This window comes from Nocardioides sp. LML1-1-1.1, from assembly GCF_040676175.1.
In the GTDB taxonomy this organism is placed as follows: Bacteria; Actinomycetota; Actinomycetes; order Propionibacteriales; family Nocardioidaceae; genus Nocardioides.
In genome coordinates this window covers 214,539-234,744 of the sequence record NZ_JBEGHK010000002.1, presented here as the reverse complement: position 1 = coordinate 234,744, position 20,206 = coordinate 214,539, and the positions used below count along the sequence as shown (strand labels likewise).

20 protein-coding genes are annotated in these 20,206 nt (G+C 73.2%); 14 read left to right on the top strand and 6 right to left on the bottom strand.

Annotated features, from left to right (window positions below):
• Positions 1-5: 5 nt before the first annotated feature.
• Together MRBLML1_RS07725 and dapD are read right to left on the bottom strand one after the other, a co-directional pair.
• On the bottom strand, positions 6-965 hold the full coding sequence (locus MRBLML1_RS07725; protein WP_414691232.1) for a hypothetical protein: 960 nt from the start codon (positions 963-965) through the stop codon (positions 6-8).
• 34 nt (positions 966-999) lie between these two features.
• Positions 1,000-1,941: a 2,3,4,5-tetrahydropyridine-2,6-dicarboxylate N-succinyltransferase gene (gene dapD / locus MRBLML1_RS07720; protein ID WP_364513832.1), complete on the bottom strand. Its 942-nt coding sequence runs from the start codon at positions 1,939-1,941 to the stop codon at positions 1,000-1,002.
• 69 nt (positions 1,942-2,010) lie between these two features.
• Between dapD and MRBLML1_RS07715 the strand changes: the two genes are divergently transcribed.
• Positions 2,011-2,406, top strand: a complete 396-nt coding sequence (locus MRBLML1_RS07715) for a hypothetical protein (RefSeq protein WP_364513829.1) — start codon at positions 2,011-2,013, stop codon at positions 2,404-2,406.
• A gap of 10 nt (positions 2,407-2,416) precedes the next feature.
• Here the strand turns inward: MRBLML1_RS07715 and MRBLML1_RS07710 are convergent, their stop codons facing one another.
• Both MRBLML1_RS07710 and MRBLML1_RS07705 read right to left on the bottom strand, forming a co-directional pair.
• The gene (locus MRBLML1_RS07710) at positions 2,417-3,211 is read right to left on the bottom strand and encodes an acyl-CoA thioesterase (protein WP_364513826.1); all 795 of its coding nucleotides are present in this window, start codon (positions 3,209-3,211) and stop codon (positions 2,417-2,419) included.
• 2 nt (positions 3,212-3,213) lie between these two features.
• Positions 3,214-3,696 (bottom strand): DinB family protein, encoded by a 483-nt coding sequence (locus MRBLML1_RS07705; protein ID WP_364513824.1) that lies wholly within the window; start codon positions 3,694-3,696, stop codon positions 3,214-3,216.
• Between the two features lie 79 nt (positions 3,697-3,775).
• Here MRBLML1_RS07705 and MRBLML1_RS07700 point away from each other — a divergent pair, with 79 nt between their 5' ends.
• The 8 genes from MRBLML1_RS07700 to MRBLML1_RS07665 all read left to right on the top strand — a co-directional run bounded on the left by MRBLML1_RS07700 (position 3,776) and on the right by MRBLML1_RS07665 (position 14,733).
• A complete protein-coding gene (locus MRBLML1_RS07700; protein WP_364513821.1) occupies positions 3,776-5,875 on the top strand; it encodes a serine/threonine-protein kinase in 2,100 nt (699 codons plus the stop codon).
• 320 nt (positions 5,876-6,195) lie between these two features.
• Positions 6,196-9,528, top strand: a complete 3,333-nt coding sequence (ileS, locus tag MRBLML1_RS07695; protein ID WP_364513818.1) for an isoleucine--tRNA ligase — start codon at positions 6,196-6,198, stop codon at positions 9,526-9,528.
• 72 nt (positions 9,529-9,600) lie between these two features.
• Positions 9,601-10,311, top strand: coding sequence for a GAF and ANTAR domain-containing protein (locus MRBLML1_RS07690; RefSeq protein WP_364513815.1), 711 nt, complete (start codon positions 9,601-9,603; stop codon positions 10,309-10,311).
• A gap of 51 nt (positions 10,312-10,362) precedes the next feature.
• Complete coding sequence (gene dapE / locus MRBLML1_RS07685) at positions 10,363-11,457, top strand: succinyl-diaminopimelate desuccinylase (RefSeq protein ID WP_364513813.1); 1,095 nt, start codon at positions 10,363-10,365, stop codon at positions 11,455-11,457.
• Positions 11,454-12,182 carry a TIGR00730 family Rossman fold protein gene (locus MRBLML1_RS07680; RefSeq protein WP_364513810.1) on the top strand — a complete coding sequence of 243 codons (729 nt, stop codon included), beginning with the start codon at positions 11,454-11,456 and terminating at the stop codon, positions 12,180-12,182. The genes dapE and MRBLML1_RS07680 overlap by 4 nt, the downstream gene beginning before the upstream one ends.
• A 6-nt stretch (positions 12,183-12,188) precedes the next feature.
• A complete protein-coding gene (locus tag MRBLML1_RS07675) occupies positions 12,189-12,878 on the top strand; it encodes a DivIVA domain-containing protein (protein WP_364513807.1) in 690 nt (229 codons plus the stop codon).
• Positions 12,879-12,985: 107 nt separating this feature from the next.
• A complete protein-coding gene (locus MRBLML1_RS07670; RefSeq protein ID WP_082612288.1) occupies positions 12,986-13,153 on the top strand; it encodes a DUF3117 domain-containing protein in 168 nt (55 codons plus the stop codon).
• Entirely contained in the window at positions 13,150-14,733 is a 1,584-nt protein-coding gene (locus MRBLML1_RS07665) for a leucyl aminopeptidase family protein (protein WP_364513803.1), read from the top strand. Before MRBLML1_RS07670 ends, MRBLML1_RS07665 begins: the two co-directional genes overlap by 4 nt.
• 4 nt (positions 14,734-14,737) lie before the next feature.
• On the opposite strand, the gene MRBLML1_RS07660 is transcribed toward MRBLML1_RS07665, so the two are convergent.
• Entirely contained in the window at positions 14,738-15,397 is a 660-nt protein-coding gene (locus MRBLML1_RS07660; RefSeq protein WP_364513800.1) for an O-methyltransferase, read from the bottom strand.
• A 159-nt stretch (positions 15,398-15,556) separates the two neighbouring features.
• Between MRBLML1_RS07660 and sigE the strand changes: the two genes are divergently transcribed.
• The 3 genes from sigE to MRBLML1_RS07645 are packed head-to-tail and all read left to right on the top strand — an operon-like array spanning position 15,557 to position 18,025.
• Positions 15,557-16,144 carry an RNA polymerase sigma factor SigE gene (gene sigE, locus MRBLML1_RS07655; protein ID WP_364513797.1) on the top strand — a complete coding sequence of 196 codons (588 nt, stop codon included), beginning with the start codon at positions 15,557-15,559 and terminating at the stop codon, positions 16,142-16,144.
• Positions 16,141-16,620 carry an anti-sigma factor family protein gene (locus MRBLML1_RS07650; RefSeq protein WP_364513794.1) on the top strand — a complete coding sequence of 160 codons (480 nt, stop codon included), beginning with the start codon at positions 16,141-16,143 and terminating at the stop codon, positions 16,618-16,620. The genes sigE and MRBLML1_RS07650 overlap by 4 nt, the downstream gene beginning before the upstream one ends.
• A 37-nt stretch (positions 16,621-16,657) precedes the next feature.
• Positions 16,658-18,025, top strand: coding sequence for a S1C family serine protease (locus MRBLML1_RS07645; RefSeq protein ID WP_364513791.1), 1,368 nt, complete (start codon positions 16,658-16,660; stop codon positions 18,023-18,025).
• Between the two features lie 6 nt (positions 18,026-18,031).
• Here the strand turns inward: MRBLML1_RS07645 and MRBLML1_RS07640 are convergent, their stop codons facing one another.
• On the bottom strand, positions 18,032-18,265 hold the full coding sequence (locus MRBLML1_RS07640; protein WP_364513788.1) for a helix-turn-helix domain-containing protein: 234 nt from the start codon (positions 18,263-18,265) through the stop codon (positions 18,032-18,034).
• 98 nt (positions 18,266-18,363) lie between these two features.
• On the opposite strand from MRBLML1_RS07640, the gene MRBLML1_RS07635 reads away from it, so the two are divergent.
• Both MRBLML1_RS07635 and MRBLML1_RS07630 read left to right on the top strand, forming a co-directional pair.
• Positions 18,364-19,008, top strand: coding sequence for a hypothetical protein (locus MRBLML1_RS07635; RefSeq protein ID WP_364513785.1), 645 nt, complete (start codon positions 18,364-18,366; stop codon positions 19,006-19,008).
• Positions 19,005-20,192 (top strand): AAA family ATPase, encoded by a 1,188-nt coding sequence (locus MRBLML1_RS07630; RefSeq protein ID WP_364513783.1) that lies wholly within the window; start codon positions 19,005-19,007, stop codon positions 20,190-20,192. Before MRBLML1_RS07635 ends, MRBLML1_RS07630 begins: the two co-directional genes overlap by 4 nt.
• Positions 20,193-20,206 lie beyond the last annotated feature (14 nt).

Below are 20,206 nucleotides of genomic sequence, written 5' to 3'. Positions count from 1 at the left end.
TCGGCTCAGCGGAACACGTCGATGTGGACGTGGTCGCGGTGCTCCAGGATCCTGCGGTCCCCGGACGACGAGGGCGGGTCGTAGTCGCGCCAGCCGTCGCGGCCCGCGGTCCAGACCCGGTCGTCGAAGATGACCGTGCGGATGTCCAGGCGGGCGGCGTTGGCGACCGCCCAGTGCGCCATCGCCCAGCCCTTGACGTTGTTGCGCTGGTTGATCGGGCGGACGAAGACGTCGATCGCGCGGCCGTCGTAGTGGGCCGAGCCCTCCATGTGCCCGCTGCGCACGCCGTCGGGGTCGAAGCCGCCGAGGGTCAGCCGCCCGAAGCGCTCGAGGAGCTCCTTGCGGGCGGCGTCCGCGCGCGGGGTGAGCCCGGTGCCGGTCAGCTCGGTCTCGGCCTCCGGGGCGCCGCCGTCGAGGTCGCAGCTGAACGACGCGGGGGAGTGGCCGGTCAGCGCGGAGGCCAGCGCGCGGCCGTCGGCCTCGTGGTCGGCGTAGGCGTCCGGGTACGCCGAGCGCTGCACCCGCTGCGCGGCCACCGTGATCTCCATCGACTCGTAGCCGCTCACCCGGGCCAGCGCGTCGTAGAAGGCGTTCGTGGCGTAGACCGGGTCCAGGATCTGCTCGCGGGTGCCCCAGCCCTGCGAGGGCCGCTGCTGGAAGAGCCCGAGCGAGTCACGGTCGCCGTAGTCGATGTTGGCGAGCTTGGACTCCTGGTACGCCGTGGCGAGCGCGATCGACGCCGCCCGGGCCGGCATCCCGCGCCGGACGGCGGTCGCCGCGATCAGCGAGGCGTTCTCGGCCTGCTCGCCGCTGAGGTCGACGGTGTGCCCGTCGACGGTGACCGTGCAGTCACCGCTGGGGCCGCCGACGATCGAGTCGGTGGCCTTGAGCACGGCGACACCGACGGCCACCACGGTCACCACGACCGCGAGACCGCCGACGACCGCCGACGCACCCCGTTTCACGGCTCCCAGTGTGCGGAGGCGGGCAAAGCGCGCCTCAGTTCGCGTGCAGGGCGGCGTTGAGGGCGATGCCCTCGCCCTGCCACGGGACCGCCTCGATCGCACCCGAGACGGAGTTGCGGCGGAAGAGCACGTTGCTGGCGCCGGAGAGCTCGGCGGCCTTCACCACGCGGGGGTCCTGGCCGGGCTCGAGCACGGTGACCTTGGTGCCCGCGGTGACGTAGCAGCCGGCCTCGACGACGCAGTCGTCGCCGAGCGAGATGCCGATGCCGGCGTTCGCGCCGAGCAGGCAGCGCTCGCCCACGGAGATGACCTGCTTGCCGCCCCCCGACAGGGTGCCCATGATCGAGGCGCCGCCGCCGACGTCGGAGCCGTCGCCGACCACCACGCCGGCCGAGATCCGGCCCTCGACCATCGACGTGCCGAGGGTGCCGGCGTTGAAGTTCACGAAGCCCTCGTGCATGACGGTGGTGCCCGCGGCGAGGTGCGCGCCCAGGCGCACGCGGTCGGCGTCGGCGATCCGGACGCCCGTGGGCATGACGTAGTCGACCAGGCGCGGGAACTTGTCGACGCCGTAGACCGTCACGTGCTGGCCGGCGGCCTGCAGGCGGGCCCGGGTGGTCTCGAAGCCCTCGACCGCGCACGGACCGGCGGAGGTCCACACGACGTTGGTGAGCAGGCCGAACTGGCCGTCCAGGTTGAGCCCGTGGGGCTGCACCAGGCGGTGCGAGAGCAGGTGCAGGCGCAGCCACACCTCGACCGTGTCGGCGGGCGCGGCGCCGAGGTCGGCGATCGCGACGAGGTTGACCTTGCGGGTGACCCCGCGGGCCTCGTCCGAGCCCTCCAGCGCGGTCAGCTCGGCGGGCGCCTGCGCGTCGGCGGGCTGCTCGCCCAGCGCGGGCGCGGGGAACCAGGTGTCGAGGACGGTCTCCCCGTCGGCGGCGTAGGTCGTCAGGCCGAAGCCCCATGCGGCAGTCACGTGAGGAGAGTCTAGGCGCTGGGGAACCGCCGGGGCGCCGCCACCGTCCGAGCGGGCATGAGTCCTCGTGTGACCTTGCCCGCAGGCCTGGCCGTCCTCGCCCTCGTCGTCCCGGCCGGCATCTCGGTCGCCGCCACGCTCGGCGCCGACCACGGCCCGGTCGAGCTGGAGGTCACCGTGCAGGACTGGACCGGCTGGTCGCGCGAGCAGCCCGCGCCGTCCACCCGCACGGTGCGGGTGGACGAGGGCGACGAGCTCACCGTCGACGCGGTCGGCGGCGACATCACGGTCACGGTGGTGGCGATCAGCGGGGGCGAGGTCCGGGTCGAGACGGACACCGACCTCGCCTCGGACGGGAATTACGACGACCTCGACGACCGCTTCCGGCTGGACCGCCCCGGCTCGGTGGAGATGCGGACCCCCACCCTCGACGGCGGTACGACGATCACCCTCACCGCGCGCTAGCCCGTCCGGCTCAGCCGTTGGCGAGGATCGCGAGCTGCCGGCCCTGCGCCACGAGCCGGCCCTGGTCGTCCCAGAGCTCGACGTCCTCGTCGTGGTAGCCGGAGATCACGTGCCGCGAGACGACGTGGCCCAGCGCCCACACCGTCTCCGGGCGCCGCCGGTAGTGGACGGTCAGCTGGATCGTCGCCGACGCCAGGTGGCCGATCTCGGCGGTCACCGGCGGGAAGGCGTCGACCATCGCCCCGGCGAGCAGCGCGTCGACCGGGCGCTCGTCGGCGGCGCGGATCCAGCACAGCGACTCGGTCACGCCGCTCGGCTCGCCGGTCAGCCACCCCGGCGCGCTCGGCGCGCGGTAGGCGTAGCGGTCCAGGATCGGCACCATGCCCTCGGGCACGAGCGCGCTGACGTCCACGCAGTCCTCCGGCGCGGGCACGACCGGCGCGGCGTGCGGGGTGTGGCTGAAGGTGCCGGTCGCGTCCCAGTCGTGGGTGCTCACCACGGCGTGCGCGATCTCCTTGCCCTCCTGGACCAGCACGGCGTCGTACGTCGAGACGCGGCGGCCCTTGCGCACCTCCCGGACCCGGATCTCGCCGGCGCCCGGCAGGCCGGGCCGGAAGTAGGTGATCGAGATGCTCAGCGCGTCCGGGTGGGCCGACTCCTGGAGGACGGCGTGCTGCAGCAGAGCGAGCACGTAGCCGCCGTTCGGCGTCTGGTTGGCGGTGTTCCAGTCGGTGGTGAGGCGGACCAGGTAGGTCCCGTCGCCGGTGTGCTCGGAGGCGACGGCGTCGTCGAGGAGGTAGCCCATGCTCACTCGCCCGTCACGCCGTCGATGCACTCGCGGAGCAGGTCGGCGTGCCCGCAGTGCCGGGCGTACTCCTCGACCATGTGCACCAGGATGTCGCGCACGCTCGCGCTGTCGGTGCCCTGGCGGAAGGTGACCACCCGGCCCAGGTCGTCGTCGCCGGTGGCGTCCAGCCAGGCGTCGGCGATCGCGACCTGCTCACGCCAGGACGCCCAGGCCGCCGCGACGGCCTCCTCGGTCGGCTCCACCTCGGCGAAGCCGGCGTCCCCGTCGTCGTAGATCCGGTCCTGGTCGACCTCGACCAGCGCGCACTGGAACCAGAAGTGCTCCACCCGGGCCAGGTGGCGCACCATCCCGAGCAGGCTCAGCGAGCTCGGCGGCACCGAGCGGGTCGCCAGCTGCGCGGGGGAGAGGCCGTCGCACTTGCGCTCCAGCGTCGCGCGGTAGTGGCCCAGGTAGTCGCGGTAGTTCGCCAGCTCGCCGGTCATGGCGCTCAGCCAACGCCAGGACCGCTGCTCCCGGCAAGTTAGCCTGGGCCGGGCGCTCGGGACGGGAGGGACGATGGACGTGGCACCGGGAAGGATGCTGGGGCGTTACCGCATCGAGTCCCTGCTGGGTCGCGGCGGCATGGGCAGCGTGTACGTCGCCAGGGACACCGAGCTGGGCCGGGCGGTCGCGCTGAAGGTGATCAGTGCGGAGTACGCCGAGGACGCCGAGCTCAGCTCCCGCTTCCGCCGTGAGGCGGAGGTGCTGGCCAGTCTCGACTCGCCGCACGTCATCGCGATCTTCGACCACGGTGTCTCCGACGGCACGCCGTACCTGGTGACCCAGCTGGTGCGTGGCGGTGACCTGGAGGCGCTGGTGCGCGCCCGGGGACCGCTGCCGGCCGAGCTCGCCGTTCCCGTGGTGGCCCAGGTGGCCGGTGCGCTCGACGACGCGCACCGCGCCGGTGTGCTGCACCGCGACATCAAGCCGGGCAACGTCCTGCTGCGCGACCCCGACGACCGGCCCCTCTTCGCCTACCTGTGCGACTTCGGTATCGCGCAGCCCGCGACCGGCGACCGGCACACCCGGCCCGGGGACCTCGTCGGCACGGTCGCTTATCTCGCCCCCGAGCTGTCCGCGGGAGAGCCGGCGAGCCCGGCCAGCGACGTCTACGCGCTCGGCTGCCTGCTCTGGTACGCCGTCGCGGGCTGGCCGCCCTACGAGGGGAGCATCGCGGCACTGCTCGAAGCCCACCGGAGCGCCCCGGTGCCGCAGCTGGGCGACGACGTCGCCGACGCGGCCCGGATCAACGCGGTGCTGCGCATCGCCATGGCCAAGGACCCGCGTCAACGGTTCGCCAGTGCCGCCGACCTCGCGGCCGCGCTGGCCGCCCCGGGACCGCTCCCGGCGGCTCCCGCCGGGCCCGTGGCACCGCCGGTGCCAGTGCGGCGCGGGCGCCGCCGGAAGGCCCTGGCCGTCGGTGTGCCGGTGGTGGCCGGTGTCACCGCCCTCACCCTCGCCCTCACCCTGCGGCCGTGGGCCGACGACGCCGACCCGGCCGGTGGCGAGCGTGACGCCCCGGCTGCGCAGGAGCCCGCCCCGGCGCCGTACGACGGGCCGGTGGCCTTCGACCTCGACGGCAACGGCTTCGGCGACCTCGTCGCCTTCGACGGGGACGAGGCACCCGGCTTCGGCGTGACCTACTACTCCGACGGCAGCTCGCTCACCCGCCGCCCGCGCACGGACCCGGAGCGGCGTCTCGCCTCCGCCTGGGGCGACATCGCGCCCGGCACCCGCGGGCTCGAGCAGGTCTCGATCGTCTATCGCGGCAGCTCCCAGAAGATCGTGGTGCTGGTGACCGACGACGCCGGGCGCACGCTCAGCACCCGCCCGACCTCGATCGAGCTCGACACCGCCAGCGGTGTGGACCTGGTGACCGGGGACTTCGACGGCGACGACGACGCGGACGTGGCGCTGCTCCACCAGGACGCTCGGAAGCGGACCCGGCTCGTCGTGCTCCGTGCCACCGGCAACGGCGTGCTGGCCGCACCCGCCGGATGGGGCACCCCGGCCGACGCCGTGCCGGACGCCAGCGGCCTGTGGGCCGAGGACGCGGACCGCGACGGCCGCGACGACCTGCTCCTCGCCGCCCCGACCCAGCCGATCCCCGACGGCGTCGACCCGGCCCGGTACGACGGCCCGACCGGCTTCCAGGTGATGCGCTCGACCGGCACGGCGTTCGACGTGGACGGAGAGCGGGTGCCCGAGCCGCTGATCGACGTCGGGGTGAGCGTGCTCGACGACTTCCTCGCGACGGGCGGGGTGTCCGACGCGACCGTGGTGATCCGTGACGGCAAGGTCCAGGTCCGTCTCTTCGAGTACGACGGCCAGCGCTTCGCCGCCCGCGGCAACCCCCAGGTCTTCGACTGGGAGGGTGGCGACGTCAGCGACCACGAGGCCGAGCCGGGCGTCGCGGCGCCGCGGGTCACCCGTGCCGACTTCAACGGCGACGGATACGTCGACCTGGCGTTCGCGTTCACCGCCACCGCGACGGGCGACGAGCCGATCTGGGTGATGGCGAACCGCGCGGGCACCTTCGAGGCGCCGCAGCGCTGGGGGGCGCTCGACGCCTGCGAGAGCGCGGGGTTCTGCCTGAGCGCGATCGACGACCAACGGGCCTGAGCGAATCCGATTCGCGGCCAGGGCCAGCGCGCCGTACGCTTTCCCCACAGCGTTCGAGCCGTCATCAGCGGCGAGCTCCGGGAAGAACAGGTTTCGACAAGCTCAACCGGCAGAGCAAGCTCAACCGGCAGAGCAAGCTCAACCGGCAGAGCAAGCTCAACCACCGAGACCTCAGTAGAACCCGGCGGGCAGGCCCGTCACAGCCGCAAGGAGCGGTCGTCCCGAGCCGGGGCGGCAAGCGAGGTGGTACCGCGGCAGACGTCGTCCTCGTGGTTTGGACAAGCTCGACCACCGGACGCACCGCCAGGAGAACCGCCACCATGACCTACCCGAAGGTCAGCACCGACCCGACGACCGACCAGGGCACCGTCCCCGGCTCCCCGCGCTTCCCCGCGATCGAGGAGGGGGTCCTGGCCTACTGGGCCGAGGACGACACCTTCCGCGCGTCGGTGGAGCAGCGCGACCCCGGTGCGAACGGCGAGAACGAGTTCGTCTTCTACGACGGCCCGCCGTTCGCCAACGGCCTGCCGCACTACGGCCACCTGCTGACCGGCTACGTCAAGGACATCGTGCCGCGCTACCAGACGATGCGCGGCAAGCGCGTGGAGCGCCGCTTCGGCTGGGACACCCACGGCCTGCCCGCCGAGCTGGAGGCGATGCGGCTCAACGGCATCAAGACCACCGACGAGATCGTCGAGATGGGCATCGACAAGTTCAACGACGCCTGCCGGGCCTCGGTGCTCAAGTACACCGGCGAGTGGCGCGACTACGTCACCCGGCAGGCCCGCTGGGTCGACTTCGACAACGACTACAAGACCATGAACCCGGAGTTCATGGAGTCGGTGCTGTGGGCCTTCAAGAGCCTGTTCGACAAGGGCCTGGTCTACGAGGGCTTCCGCGTCCTGCCCTACTGCTGGAACGACGAGACCCCGCTCTCCAACCACGAGCTGCGGATGGACGACGACGTCTACAAGATGCGCCAGGACCCGGCCGTCACCGTGGGCTTCTCGATCACCACGCCGGGCGAGCTCGAGGGCGCGAAGCTGCTGGTCTGGACGACCACGCCGTGGACCCTGCCGAGCAACCTCGCGGTGATGGTGGGCTCCGAGATCGACTACGTCGTCGTCGAGCACGACCGTTCGACAGGCTCGGGGGTCGAGCGGTTCGTGCTGGCCGAGGCGCGGCTGGGGGCGTACGCCCGCGAGCTGGGGGTCTCGACAGGCTCGACCACCGAGTTCCAGGTCGTGTGGCGGGGCAAGGGCTCCGACCTGCTCGGCCTGACCTACGCACCGCCCTTCACCTACTTCGCCGAGCACGCCAATGCCTTCCGCGTGGTCGCCGCCGACGAGGCCGTGACCACCACCGACGGCACCGGGCTGGTGCACAGCGCCGGCGCCTTCGGTGAGGTCGACAAGGAGGTCACCGACCGCGAGGGCATCGAGCCGGTCATGCCGGTCGGCAAGGACGGCCGGTTCACCCACCCCGTCACCGAGTACGCCGGGATGCTGGTCTTCGACGCCAACCCGCACATCATCGACGACCTGAAGGCCTCGACAGGCTCGACCAGCGGGGCGACAGGCTCGACCAGCGGGGCGACAGGCTCGACCAGCGGGGGCGGCGCGGCCGGCGCGGTGACGCCCGGCACCGTGCTGCTGCGGCGCGAGACCTACGACCACTCCTACCCGCACTGCTGGCGCTGCCGCGAGCCCCTGATCTACAAGGGCGTGAGCAGCTGGTTCGTCGAGGTCACCGCGATCAAGCAGCGGATGGCCGAGCTCAACCAGGAGATCCGCTGGGTCCCCGAGCACATCAAGGACGGCCAGTTCGGCAAGTGGGTCGACAACGCCCGCGACTGGTCGATCACCCGCAACCGCTTCTGGGGCTCGCCCGTCCCGGTGTGGAAGTCGGACAGCGAGGAGTACCCGCGGATCGACGTCTACGGCTCCTTCGAGGAGATCGAGCGCGACTTCGGCCGGCTGCCGCTCAACGCGCAGGGCCTGCCGGACCTGCACCGGCCGTGGGTCGACGAGCTGACCCGGCCGAACCCGGACGACCCGACCGGGCAGTCGACCATGCGCCGCGTCAGTGACGTCCTCGACGTGTGGTTCGACTCCGGCTCCATGTCGTTCGGGCAGGTGCACTACCCGTTCGAGAACAAGCAGTGGTTCGAGGAGCACTTCCCGGCCGACTTCATCGTCGAGTACATCGGCCAGACCCGCGGCTGGTTCTACACCCTGCACATCCTCGCGACCGCACTGTTCGACAAGCCGGCGTTCTCCTCCTGCATCAGCCACGGCATCGTGCTCGGCTCCGACGGCAACAAGATGTCGAAGTCGCTGCGCAACTACCCCGACGTGGCCGAGGTGTTCCACCGTGACGGCGCCGACGCCATGCGCTGGTTCCTGATGGCCTCCCCGATCCTGCGCGGCGGCAACCTGGTCGTCACCGAGCAGGGCATCCGCGACGCCGTGCGGCAGGTGATGATCCCGCTCTGGAACACCTGGTACTTCTTCTCGCTCTACGCCAACGCCGAGGACTACGAGGCCAACGTGGGCCGCGCGGAGTCGTTGGGCTCCACCGACCCGCTCGACCGCTACCTGCTGGCGAAGACCCGGCAGTTCGTGGAGAAGCTGTCCGCGGAGATGGACGACTACGCCATCGCCGACGCGTGCGACACCACCCGCACGTTCCTCGACGTGCTGACGAACTGGTACGTCCGCCGCTCCCGCGAGCGCTTCTGGGAGGGCAAGCCGGAGGCCTTCGAGACCCTGGCCGCGGTGCTCGACGTGGTCTGCCGCGTCGTCGCGCCGCTGCTGCCGCTGACCACCGAGGAGATCTGGCGCGGCCTGACCGGCGGCCGCTCGGTCCACCTGACCGACTGGCCCGACGTGTCCATCCTGCCGGCGGACGACGCGCTGGTCGCCGCGATGGACCAGGTCCGTGAGGTCTGCTCGGCGACGTCGGCGCTGCGCAAGGCCGCCAAGCTGCGCAACCGGCTGCCGCTGTCGGTGCTGACCGTCGTGGTGGACGACCCGGCGGCGCTGGAGCCGTTCGCCGCGATCGTCGCCGACGAGGTCAACGTCAAGGCGGTGCGGCTGCTGGCCGCCGACTCCGCCGAGGCGGCCGGCTACGGCGTGGAGCAGAAGCTCACCGTCAACGCCCGGGCCGCCGGCCCGCGCCTCGGCAAGGACGTCCAGGTCGCGATCAAGGGCGCCAAGTCCGGTGACTGGTCGGTCGACGCCTCCGGTGCGGTGCTCGCAGGCGGGCTCGCGCTGGTCGAGGGGGAGTACGCCCTGGAGACCGTCGTCGGCGCCGCCACCGAGGACGTGGCGACCGGCATGCTGCCGTCCGGCGGCTTCGTCGTGCTCGACGTGGTCGTCACCCCCGAGCTGGCCGAGGAAGGCCTGGCCCGGGACCTGGTGCGCGCCGTCCAGCAGCTGCGTCGCGACAGCGACTTCGACGTCACCGACCGGATCGAGCTGGCCATCGGCGGCTCGCCGGCGGTGCTGGCCGCGGCCCGCGCGCACGAGGCGCTGATCGCGGGGGAGACGCTCGCGACGTCGTACGCCGTGGTGGAGCAGGGCGGCGCCGCGGCGGGCGAGGTCGTCGTCGGCGAGGGGGAGAAGGCCACGATCTCCGTCGTCCTCGCCTGACGGGCCGCCCGCGGGGCTAGGATTCCTGCGCGGCCGCGGGGGCGGTCGCGGGTTGCCCGAAGGAGGGCGTGCATGAAGCGCTCCGGTCACGAGCCCGGCAGCGAGCTGGCGCAGGTCTTCGGCGCGATCGCCGCGCTGACGTACGCGGGCGGCTCCACCGACGAGGTGCACCAGGCGATCGTCGACGCCGCGCCGCGGCTGGTGTCCGGGGTCGACCACGCCAGCCTGATGATGCTGCGGGAGTCGGTGTTCACCACGGTCGCTGCCACCGACGACGTGGCCCGCGCGCTCGACCAGGCCGAGATCCGGCTCGGGGAGGGGCCCTGCCTCGACGCGATCGTCGAGGAGACGATGTACCTCGACCCGGACTTCGCGACCGGCTCCGCGTGGCCCCGGCTCACCGACTTCGTGCTCTCCCGCACCCCGGTCCGCGGCGGTGCCGGGGTGCGCCTGGTCGTCGACGGCGAGAAGGTCGGCGCGCTGAACCTGTGGAGCGACCGGGCGGGACGGCTCGACGCGACCTCGGCCGACGAGGCGGTGGTGCTCGCGGCCTTCGCCTCGCTGGCCGTCGCCGCCGACCACCACCGCGAGCAGGCCGCCTCGCTGCGCGAGGGCCTGCACAGCAACCGGGAGATCGGCAAGGCGGTCGGGCTGCTGATGGCCTTCCACAAGGTGGACGAGGCGAAGGCGTGGGAGATCCTGCGCCAGACCAGCCGCGACCTGAACCGGAAGGTCTCCGCCATCGCCCAGGAGATCGTCGACTACCACAACTCGCCCTGGTGAGAGGGCGGCCGTCGAGCCGGACCTGAACGCCGGGCTGGTTGACTGTCACCCGTGCCCGCCCTCGACCTGTCCGCCGACGTCGTCACCCTGACCCGCCAGCTGGTCGACATCGAGTCGGTCAGCCGTGGCGAGCAGGAGATCGCCGACGCGGTGGAGGCGGCGCTGCGCGCGCTGCCCCACCTCAGCGTCGTACGACGGGGGCACACGCTGGTCGCCCGCACCGACCTGGGCCGGCCGAGCCGGGTGGTGGTCGCCGGGCACCTCGACACGGTGCCGCTCAACGACAACCTGCCGAGCCGGCTCGACGCGGACGCGGGGATCCTGCACGGGCTGGGGACCTGCGACATGAAGGGCGGGGACGCGGTCATCCTGCGCCTGGCGGCGACGGTGGCCGAGCCGGTGCACGACGTCACCTACGTGCTCTACGAGGCCGAGGAGATCGACTCGGCGTTCAACGGGCTGCGGCTGCTGAGCGAGTCCGACCCGGACCTGCTGGCGGCGGACTTCGCGATCCTGATGGAGCCCTCCAACGCGGTCGTCGAGGCGGGCTGCCAGGGCACGTTGCGGGTCGAGGTGCGCACCCGCGGCGAACGCGCGCACTCCGCGCGCAGCTGGCGCGGGGTCAACGCGATCCACGGGGCGGCCGACGTGCTCGCGCGGCTCAACGCCTACGAGGCGCGGCGGCCGGTGATCGACGGGCTGGAGTACCACGAGGGGCTCAACGCGGTCGGCATCAGCGGCGGGGTCGCGGGCAACGTGATCCCCGACGAGTGCGTGGTGACGGTGAACTTCCGGTTCGCTCCCGACCGCTCCGAGGCCGAGGCGCTGGCCTTCGTCGAGGACTTCTTCGACGGCTTCGAGCTCACCCTCACCGACAGCGCGCCCGGCGCGCTGCCCGGCCTGGACCAGCCCGCGGCGCGGGCGTTCATCGAGGCCGTCGGCGGCGAGGTCAACCCGAAGTTCGGGTGGACCGACGTCGCCCGCTTCACCACCCTCGGCGTGCCCGCCGTCAACTACGGTCCCGGTGACCCGATGCTGGCGCACAAGCAGGAGGAGCACGTCGAGACCGCGCAGATCGAGCGGTGCGAGGAGCAGCTGCGTGCGTGGCTGCTGGCCGCCACCGAGGACCTTGAGGAGATCGCATGACCAGGCGCAACGGCCCCGGCCCCCGGCCCAGCAAGGGCCGCCCGGAGGGCTCGACCACCGACCAGCGGCTGCTCGACAGCCGCGGTGACGGCGGCTGGGTCCACACCGACACCTGGCGCGTGCTCAAGATCCAGGCGGAGTTCGTCGAGGGCTTCAACGACCTCGCCGAGCTGGGCCCGGCGATCTCGGTGTTCGGGTCCGCGCGGATCCCGGCCACGCACCCGGCGTACGACATCGGGGTGCGGGTGGGCGCCGCCCTGGCGGAGGCCGGTTTCGCGGTCATCACCGGCGGCGGGCCGGGCGCGATGGAGGCCGCCAACAAGGGCGCGAGCGAGGCCGGTGGGGAGTCGATCGGCCTCGGCATCGAGCTGCCGTGGGAGGCCAAGCTCAACGACTACGTCGGCTTCGGGCTGAACTTCCGCTACTTCTTCGTGCGCAAGATGATGTTCGTGAAGTACAGCCAGGGCTACGTCGTGCTGCCCGGCGGGCTCGGCACCCTCGACGAGCTGTTCGAGGCGATGACGCTCGCGCAGACGCTCAAGATCACCCAGTTCCCGATCGTGCTGATGGGCGTGGAGCACTGGCAGGGACTGATCGACTGGATGCAGGGCTCGATGCTCGAGGACGCCCGGATCAAGCAGTCCGACCTCGACATGCTCACCCTGACCGACGACGTCGACGAGGCGGTCGCGCTCATGGTGGCCGCCCGCGAGCAGCACGCCTGAGCCGCCATGTCGCACCTGATGATGTGGCTCTTCGCGATCCTGATCGTGCTCGCCATGGGCGGGATCGCCCTGCTGGCCGCGGGCTACGGCGAGCCGATGGCGCCGTCGTACGACGACCGGCCGGACTCCACCGTGCCCGCCGCCCGGCCGGTCGGCGCCGCCGACCTGCGCAAGGTGCGCTTCTCGCTGGCCGTGCGCGGCTACCGGATGAGCGAGGTGGACGCCCTGCTCAGCCGCCTGGCGAGCGAGATGGAGGCGGACGCCGCCGCGGAGGAACCGGCGGTGGAGAGCGCGCCGGGGGACCCGGCCGTGCGCCGTGCCGCGGAGGAGTGGGCGGCCGCGCACCCGGTCGGCACGGACATCCTCGACTTCTCCGTGGAGAGCGTCGACCAGGTCGAGTCCTTCCTCGACCAGTGGTCGCGGCGGCGCGAGCCGCAGGCGGCCGCCGAGGACAACCCCGACGTCCACGCCGCGGGGGCCTACGTCGGTGAGGTCCTGGTCCGCGCGGTGCCCGGTGCGCGATGGGTCCGGCACCCCGCCTTCGCGCCCACACCGGTGGTCGCGATGCCCTCGGGACGCTTCGAGAACCCCATCGACAAGGCACGAAACCGCTACGAGGGTGACGAGGGCGACAGCATCGCCGCCTGGCTCGCCGCGGCCCTCGCCGCCGAGCCGGGGAGCACCGGGCGCGGCTGATCCGCGAGGGTCGCTGCACGGTTTGTGCGGCATGGGCGATAATGGTCCGCGCACAGCGGGGTGCACAGGGCCCCCAGCACGCTGAGGTAGTGGAAGAGGGGTGCCGCATGGCGGCGATGAAGCCTCGGACCGGCGACGGTCCGCTCGAGGTCACCAAGGAGGGTCGCGGCATCGTGATGCGCGTCCCGCTCGAGGGCGGTGGCCGGCTCGTGGTCGAGCTCAACGCCGAGGAGGCTTCCGCGCTCGGGGAAGCGCTCAAGAACGTGGTCGGGTGACCTCACCCGCTGCACAGCACGCTGCTCCGGTCCTGCCGGGGCAGGTCGATCCTCCCGAGTTCGCGCTCAGTGAGCTGCTGCCGGGCGCCATCAAGGGTGTCGAGGTGGTGGCGCTCCCGGTGCTGCCCGGCGAGGACGGCGAGCCCGTCCTGCTCGGTCCCGGCGCGGCCGAGCTCGCCGACGAGCTCGGCCTCGACCTGGTCGGTGCCGCCGAGGCGCACGGGCTGACCGGTGCCACCGCCGAGGTCGGCGTCGTACCGGTCCCCGGTGGGACGGAGGCCAACCCCGACCTCCGCCTGGTCCTGCTCATCGGTGTCGGCGCGGCGCGCAGCACCGACCTGCGCCGCGCGGGCGCCGCGCTGGCCCGGGCCACCCGCGACCGGTCGGCCGTCGCCACCTCGATCCCGACCGTCCACCTCGACGCCGACGACGCGGTCGAGGCGTTCGTGGTCGGCACCATGCTCGGCGGCTTCGTCTTCCACTGGCGCTCCACCGGCGCCGAGCACCAGCCCGTACGACGCGTGGTGCTCGCCGGCCCGACCGTCACCGCCGACCGGGCCGTCCTCGAGCGCGCGATCGCGCTCGGTGGCGCCGGCTGGCGCTCCCGGCTGCTCGCGACCGTCCCCTCGAACCTGAAGAACCCCGCCTGGCTGGCCGAGCAGGCCTCCGCCATCGCCGCCGCGTCGGGCCTCGACGTCGACGTCTGGGACGAGGAGCGGCTCGCCGTCGACGGCTTCGGCGGCATCCTCGCCGTGGGTGCCGCGTCCGCGACCCCGCCGCGCCTGATCCGGCTCGACTACACCCCGGCCGGGGTGTCGGCCCGCGCGGCGAAGAAGCTGCCGCTGGTCGTGCTCGTCGGCAAGGGCATCACCTTCGACTCCGGCGGCCTGTCGATCAAGCCGAGCGCGTCGATGGCCTCGATGAAGCGCGACATGACCGGCGGCGCCGTCGTGCTCGCCACCATGGCCGCGCTCGCCGACGTCGACTGCCCGGTCCGCGTGGTCGGCCTGGTCGCCGCCGCCGAGAACGCCATCTCCGGATCCGCGCTGCGCCCCGGCGACGTGATCACGCACTGGGGTGGGCGCACCACGGAGGTCGGCAACACCGACGCCGAGGGCCGCCTGGTGCTAGGCGATGCGCTGGCCTACGCCGTGCAGGAGCTGGAGCCCGCCGTCGTCGTGGACGTCGCCACCCTCACCGGCGCGGTCAAGGTCGCGCTCGGCCAGCAGGTCGGCGGTCTCTTCGCGACCGACGACACCCTCGCGGACGCACTGAGTGGCGCCGGCGAGCGGGCGGGGGAGCCGTTGTGGCGCTTCCCGCTGTACGCCGGCTACGAGGACCGGCTCGCCTCCAAGATCGCCGACGCCTCCAACGACCCCGGTGGGGCCGGCGCGATCACGGCCGCGTTGTTCCTGCAGCACTTCGTGGGCGACGTGCCGTGGGCGCACCTCGACATCGCCTCGGTCGGCGACGTCGAGAAGGAGTGGCACGAGTGGACCGCCGGTCCCTCGGGCTTCGGCTCCCGGCTGCTGCTGACCTGGCTCGGCTCGGCCGAGCCGGTCGCGGGGATCGGGTCCTAGCGGGTCAGTCGCCCGACTCCGGGACCCACTCCTTCTTCGCCACCAGCAGCCCGTCGCCGACGGGCAGCAGCGCGGGGACGAGGCCCTCGGTGTCGGCGACCTGCTGGACCAGGTCGCGGATCGCGACGGTCTCCTCGTCGCGCTGGGCTGGGTCGGCGACCCGCCCGTGCCACAGCGCGTTGTCGAACACCACGACACCGCCGGGGCGGAGCAGGCGCAGCGCCTCACCGAGGTAGGCGCCGTACTCGCGCTTGTCGCCGTCGGCGAAGACGATGTCGTAGTGGCCGTCGGTCAGCCGCGGCAGCACGTCGAGCGCGGACCCGGCGATCGTGCGCACCCGCTGGGAGGTGACGCCGGCCTCCTTGAAGGACTCCCGCGCCAGGCGCTGGTGCTCGGCCTCCACGTCGACGGTCGTCAGCACGCCGTCGGGGCGCATCCCGCGCAGCAGCCAGACGCCGGAGACCCCGGTGCCGGTGCCGATCTCGACCACCGCACGGGCCTCGAGCACCGCCGCGAGGAGACGCAGCGCGGCACCCGCGCCGGCGCCGATCGGCGTGACGCCGACCTCCTCGGCGCGTGCCCGGGCGGCCGCCAGGACGTCGTCCTCGCCGACGTAGGTGTCGGCGAAGGTCCAGCTGGTCGCGGAGATCGGTGTCGGAGCCACGACCCACACCCTAGGCCGTCCGGTGCCCGTGACGTCGGAGGCCGGGAACAGTGCGTCCATGCCGTTCGTTGACCTTCTTCACAGGGAACGTTCAGGACCGACCCCTACGGTGAGAGGAGCCAGGAGACCTTGGCACTGATCCAGCGGAAGAAGGCCACGATGAAGGAGCCCGTCGATCCCCAGCCCCAGGACCTCGCCTGGGAGAGCATCGTCGAGCAGCACTCCGACCGTGTCTACCGCCTTGCCCTGCGCCTGACGGGCAACCGTCACGACGCCGAGGACCTCACCCAGGAGGTCTTCGTCCGGGTCTTCCGCTCGCTGCACACCTACTCGCCCGGCACCTTCGAGGGCTGGCTGCACCGGATCACCACCAACCTCTTCCTCGACCAGGCCCGCCGCAAGCAGCGGATCCGCTTCGACGCGCTCTCCGACGAGCGCGCCGCGCGGATCGCCAGCGCCTCGCCCGCCCCCGAGCTCGCCTACGCCGACCAGACCTTCGACGACGACGTCGAGGCCGCGCTCGCCGCGCTGCCCCCCGACTTCCGCGCCGCCGTCGTGCTGTGCGACATCGAGGGCCTCAGCTACGAGGAGATCGCCGAGATCCTCGGCGCCAAGCTCGGCACGGTCCGTTCCCGGATCCACCGCGGCCGGGCCCTGCTGCGCACCGCGCTCGCCCACCGCGCGCCCGCCGCCGGCCGCACCCAGTACGCCGGCCCGGCACCCGTCGCGGCCGGAGGCGCCTCGTGATCGGGCACCTCGGCACCCGGGTCAGCGCGCTCCTCGACGGCCAGCTCTCCGCGAAGGAGACCGAGGAGGCGTGGGCGCACGTCTACGCCTGCCACGCCTGCCGTGACCTCGTCGAGCGCGAGGGCTGGGTCAAGACCCGGCTCGCCGCGATGTGCGGGGGAGACCGGGAGGCGCCGTCCGGGCTCAAGGGCTCGCTGATGAGCATGCCGCCGGGCGACGCCCTCGCCGCCCCGGTGCACGAGGCGGGCCGTCGTACCGGTGCGGTGATGATCGGCGGCAGCGCCGTCGGTGCAGCGATCCTCGGCGTGGTCGCGCTCGGGTTCGTCTCGGGCAGCGCCCCGCCCAGCGACCGCCGTCCGCCGGTCACCCAGATCAACTCCTCCGTGCCGAGCACCCCGGCCACGCCGAGCGGGTCCTCGACACCGTGGGTGCCGCGCCCGGGACAGCCGATCCCGATCGGCCGCGTCCTGCCCTGAGACCGCCCGATGTGGGTGGATCGGCAATGATGTCCAGGTGAACGACGAGTACGACGGCGAACCCACCGAGCCGATCGCCCAGGCGCGCACGCCGGACCCGGGCTCGCAGTGGGCCCCGCCGGCCGCGGGCGCGGTGCGCCCCGAGCCGACGCCGGAGTCCGCCCCGGAGCCCGCCCCGGAGCCGACCGCCGTGCTGCCGTCCGACGCGCTGATGGCGCCCTCCCTGCTCCCGCCGCCGCCCGCGGCGCCGCCCAGCGCGGCCGACCTCTCCGTCCGCCGGCCCACCGGCTCCGGCGGGGGCACGGCCTGGCGCTGGCCGCTGGTGGCGCTGCTCGCGCTCGTCGTCGGCCTCGGCGGCGGCTTCCTCGGCGCGCTGGGCTACGACAAGCTGCTCGACGACGACCCGCAGGGCGCGGGCTACACCGACGCCGGCCTGTCCGGCGTGGACCTGGAGGACCAGGCCCCGCTCGCCGCGCCCGGCTCCGTCGCCGCCGTCGCCAAGGCGCTGCTGCCCAGCACCGTGCAGATCCTCGCGGAGTACGACGGCCAGGAGGCCGGCGCCACCGGCTCCGGCTGGGTGATGGACGGCAACGGCCACATCGTCACCAACAACCACGTCGTCGCCGACGCCGCCAAGGACAACGGCCCGATCGTCGTCATCGACCACGACCGCAACCGCTACGACGCCAAGGTCGTCGGCCGCAGCCCTGTCTACGACCTGGCCATCCTCTACGTCGAGAAGCACGACAAGCTCACGCCCGCCAAGCTCGGCCGGTCCGCGCAGCTCCAGGTCGGCGAGCCGGTCGTCGCGATCGGCTCCCCGCTGAGCCTGCCCGACACCGTCACCTCCGGCATCGTGAGCTACCTCCACCGCCCCGTCACCACCGGCTCCTCGGCCGACGAGTCGTCGTACATCGACGCCGTGCAGACCGACGCGGCCATCAACCCGGGCAACTCCGGCGGCCCGCTGGTCAACCAGCGCGGCGAGGTGATCGGGGTGAACTCCGCGATCGCGACCGCCGGCGGCGGCTCCACCGACAAGGAGGCCGGCAACATCGGCGTCGGCTTCGCGATCCCGGTCGAGCAGGTGCGGGTCACCGCGGACCAGATCCTCAAGACCGGCAAGGCGCAGTACCCCGTCATCGGGGCCAAGGTGAAGACCGGCGGCATCCCCACCGGCGACGGCGCCACCCTCGACGAGATCATCGCCAAGAGCCCGGCCCAGGACGCGGGGCTGAAGAAGGGCGACCTGATCACCCACGTCAACGGCCAGCGGGTCACCGACGGGATCGCGCTGATCGTCGCGATCCGGACCTACCAGCCGGGGCAGTCCATCGAGTTCACCGTCGAGCGCGGCTCCGGCTCGCAGAAGGTCAAGGTCACCCTCGACGGCGAGGACGGCTGAGCCCCCTCAGCGCTCCTCCGACTCCACGAAGGGGTGCTCGGCGACGTACTGCTCGGCCTGGCGGTACTGCTCGGCGATGTAGTCCTCCAGCCGGGAACGCTCGACCCGCCACTGCCCGCGCCCGCCGATCTTGATCGCCGGCAGCTCGCCCCGGCGCACCAGCGCGTAGACCTGCGCGCTGGAGGTGTTGAGCACCTCGGCGACGTCGGCGAGGGTGAGGAACCTCGAGGTCTCGGGCATGGGCCCATCGTCGCATCCGGTACCGCCGTTGCCGAGCCCGCCGCGCGTGCCTGTGGAAGACAGTGGCGCCGTCGTGCTGGCGGTTGCATGATGTGGCCGTGTCCAGGGATCTCGGGAATTCCCCGGGCACGCCCGTCCCGCCGCCCGCGCTCCGCGCGTCGCGGCCCGGCTGGCGTGACCCGCGGTTGTGGCTCGGCGTGCTGTTGATCGCCGGTTCGGTCGTCCTCGGTGCGCGCCTGCTCGCGGCCGCCGACGACACGGTGACGGTGTGGGGGATGGTCGCGGACCGGGGGAGCGGCACGCCGGTCGCGGCGGCCGACCTGGAGGTGCAGCGGGTGCGCTTCGCCGACGGCGCCGCCCTGGAGCACTACTTCCCGGCCGACCAGCCGGTGCCCGAGGACCTCGTGCTCACCCGGGAGGTGGGTGCGGGCGAGCTGCTCGCCCGATCGGCGGTCGGTGCCGCGGACGACGAACCGGTGCTGGAGGTCCCGCTCGCCGTCGACCCGCAGCGGGTGCCGCCGGGCGTCGAGGCTGGCTCCGTCGTCGACGTCTGGGTCAGCGGCGCGGACCGCCCGGCACTCAGCGGGGTGCGGGTGGTCGCCGCCCCGTCGTACGACGAGGGGTTCGCGGTCTCCGGCACCCGCCAGGTCGTGGTGGCGGTCGAGGACGAGCGGGCGGCGGACTTCGAGCGCGCGCTCGGCAAGCTCGAGGACCCGGTCATCCGGATCCTCCAGCGCTCATGACGCCCACCGTCGTCGTCCTCGTCTCCACGGGGGCGGCCTGGGAGGCGCGGGCGCTCGAGGTGCTGCAGCAGGACCGCCGTACCGTCGTGCTGAAGCGGTGCGTCGACGTCGAGGACCTCCTCGCCACCGCCAGCCGCGGCCAGGCCGAGGTCGCCGTGCTCGGCGTCGACCTGGCCGGGCTGGACCGCACCGTGCTCGACGACCTGGCCCGATGGGGGGTGCGGGTGGTCGCGGTCGCCACCGAGGTCGAGCGGGCCCAGCCTCGCGCCGCCCAGATCGGGATCGCGTCCGTCCTCGCCGCCGAGCTCGTCGACGAGGTCGCGCAGCGGGTGTGCGTCGCCCCGCCGTCCGAGGACACCGTGCCCGTCGTTCCGCTCGGGCCTGCCCCGGTGCCGGCCGGCGGTGGCCAGCTCGGCCGGGTCATCACCGTCTGGGGCCCCGGAGGCGCACCCGGGCGGACCACGGTGGCCACGGCCCTGTCCGCCGAGCTCGCCCGGCGCGGGCTGGACACCCTGCTCGTCGACGCCGACCCGCACGGCGGCTCCGTCGCCCAACAGCTCGGCATCCTCGACGAGGCCTCCGGCCTGCTGGCCGCCGCGCGGCTGGTCGCCGCCGGGACCATGGACGACCGCTTCCCCGGCGCCCAGCGTCAGCTCTCCGAGCGGCTGCGGGTGCTCACCGGGCTGCCGCGCCCGGACCGCTGGGCCGAGATCCGCGCCGGCACCCTGACCGCCCTCGTCGAGCACGCCCGCCGTGACGGTCAGGTGGTGCTGGACACCGGCTTCTCCGTCGAGCCCGACCTCGCTGCCGACCTGGGCCGGCCCTCGCGCAGCGACCTGACCCGCGAGGCGCTCGAGGTGGCCGACGAGGTGCTGCTCGTCGGCGGCGCCGACCCCGTCGGGCTGGCGCGGCTGGCCCGCGCCGTCACCGAGCTGCACGAGCTCCGGCCGGACCCGCCGGTGCGGATCGTGGTCAACCGGATGCGATCCAGCCTGGGCTGGCGGGAGTCCGACGTGACCGCCATGCTCGCCGGCTTCGGCGCCAGCCGCGGCGTCCACTTCCTGCCCGACGACCAGGCCGCGGTGGACCGTGCACTGGTCGCCGGCCTCCTGCTGCTGGAGTCCGGGGACTGCGCGCTCACCCGTGCGATCGGGCGGATGCTCGACGCGATGGTCAGGCGCTGAGGTTCAGGCGCTGA

Excerpts from the sequence above, each read along its gene's own strand:
- MRBLML1_RS07710 (WP_364513826.1), bottom strand. The coding sequence starts at position 3,211 with ATGGGCTACCTCCTCGACGACGCCGTCGCCTCCGAGCACACCGGCGAC.
- MRBLML1_RS07670 (WP_082612288.1), top strand. The coding sequence starts at position 12,986 with ATGGCGGCGATGAAGCCTCGGACCGGCGACGGTCCGCTCGAGGTCACC.
- MRBLML1_RS07705 (WP_364513824.1), bottom strand. The coding sequence starts at position 3,696 with ATGACCGGCGAGCTGGCGAACTACCGCGACTACCTGGGCCACTACCGC.
- MRBLML1_RS07630 (WP_364513783.1), top strand. The coding sequence starts at position 19,005 with ATGACGCCCACCGTCGTCGTCCTCGTCTCCACGGGGGCGGCCTGGGAG.
- ileS (WP_364513818.1), top strand. The coding sequence starts at position 6,196 with ATGACCTACCCGAAGGTCAGCACCGACCCGACGACCGACCAGGGCACC.
- sigE (WP_364513797.1), top strand. The coding sequence starts at position 15,557 with ATGAAGGAGCCCGTCGATCCCCAGCCCCAGGACCTCGCCTGGGAGAGC.
- MRBLML1_RS07680 (WP_364513810.1), top strand. The coding sequence starts at position 11,454 with ATGACCAGGCGCAACGGCCCCGGCCCCCGGCCCAGCAAGGGCCGCCCG.
- MRBLML1_RS07690 (WP_364513815.1), top strand. The coding sequence starts at position 9,601 with ATGAAGCGCTCCGGTCACGAGCCCGGCAGCGAGCTGGCGCAGGTCTTC.
- MRBLML1_RS07640 (WP_364513788.1), bottom strand. The coding sequence starts at position 18,265 with ATGCCCGAGACCTCGAGGTTCCTCACCCTCGCCGACGTCGCCGAGGTG.
- MRBLML1_RS07675 (WP_364513807.1), top strand. The coding sequence starts at position 12,189 with ATGTCGCACCTGATGATGTGGCTCTTCGCGATCCTGATCGTGCTCGCC.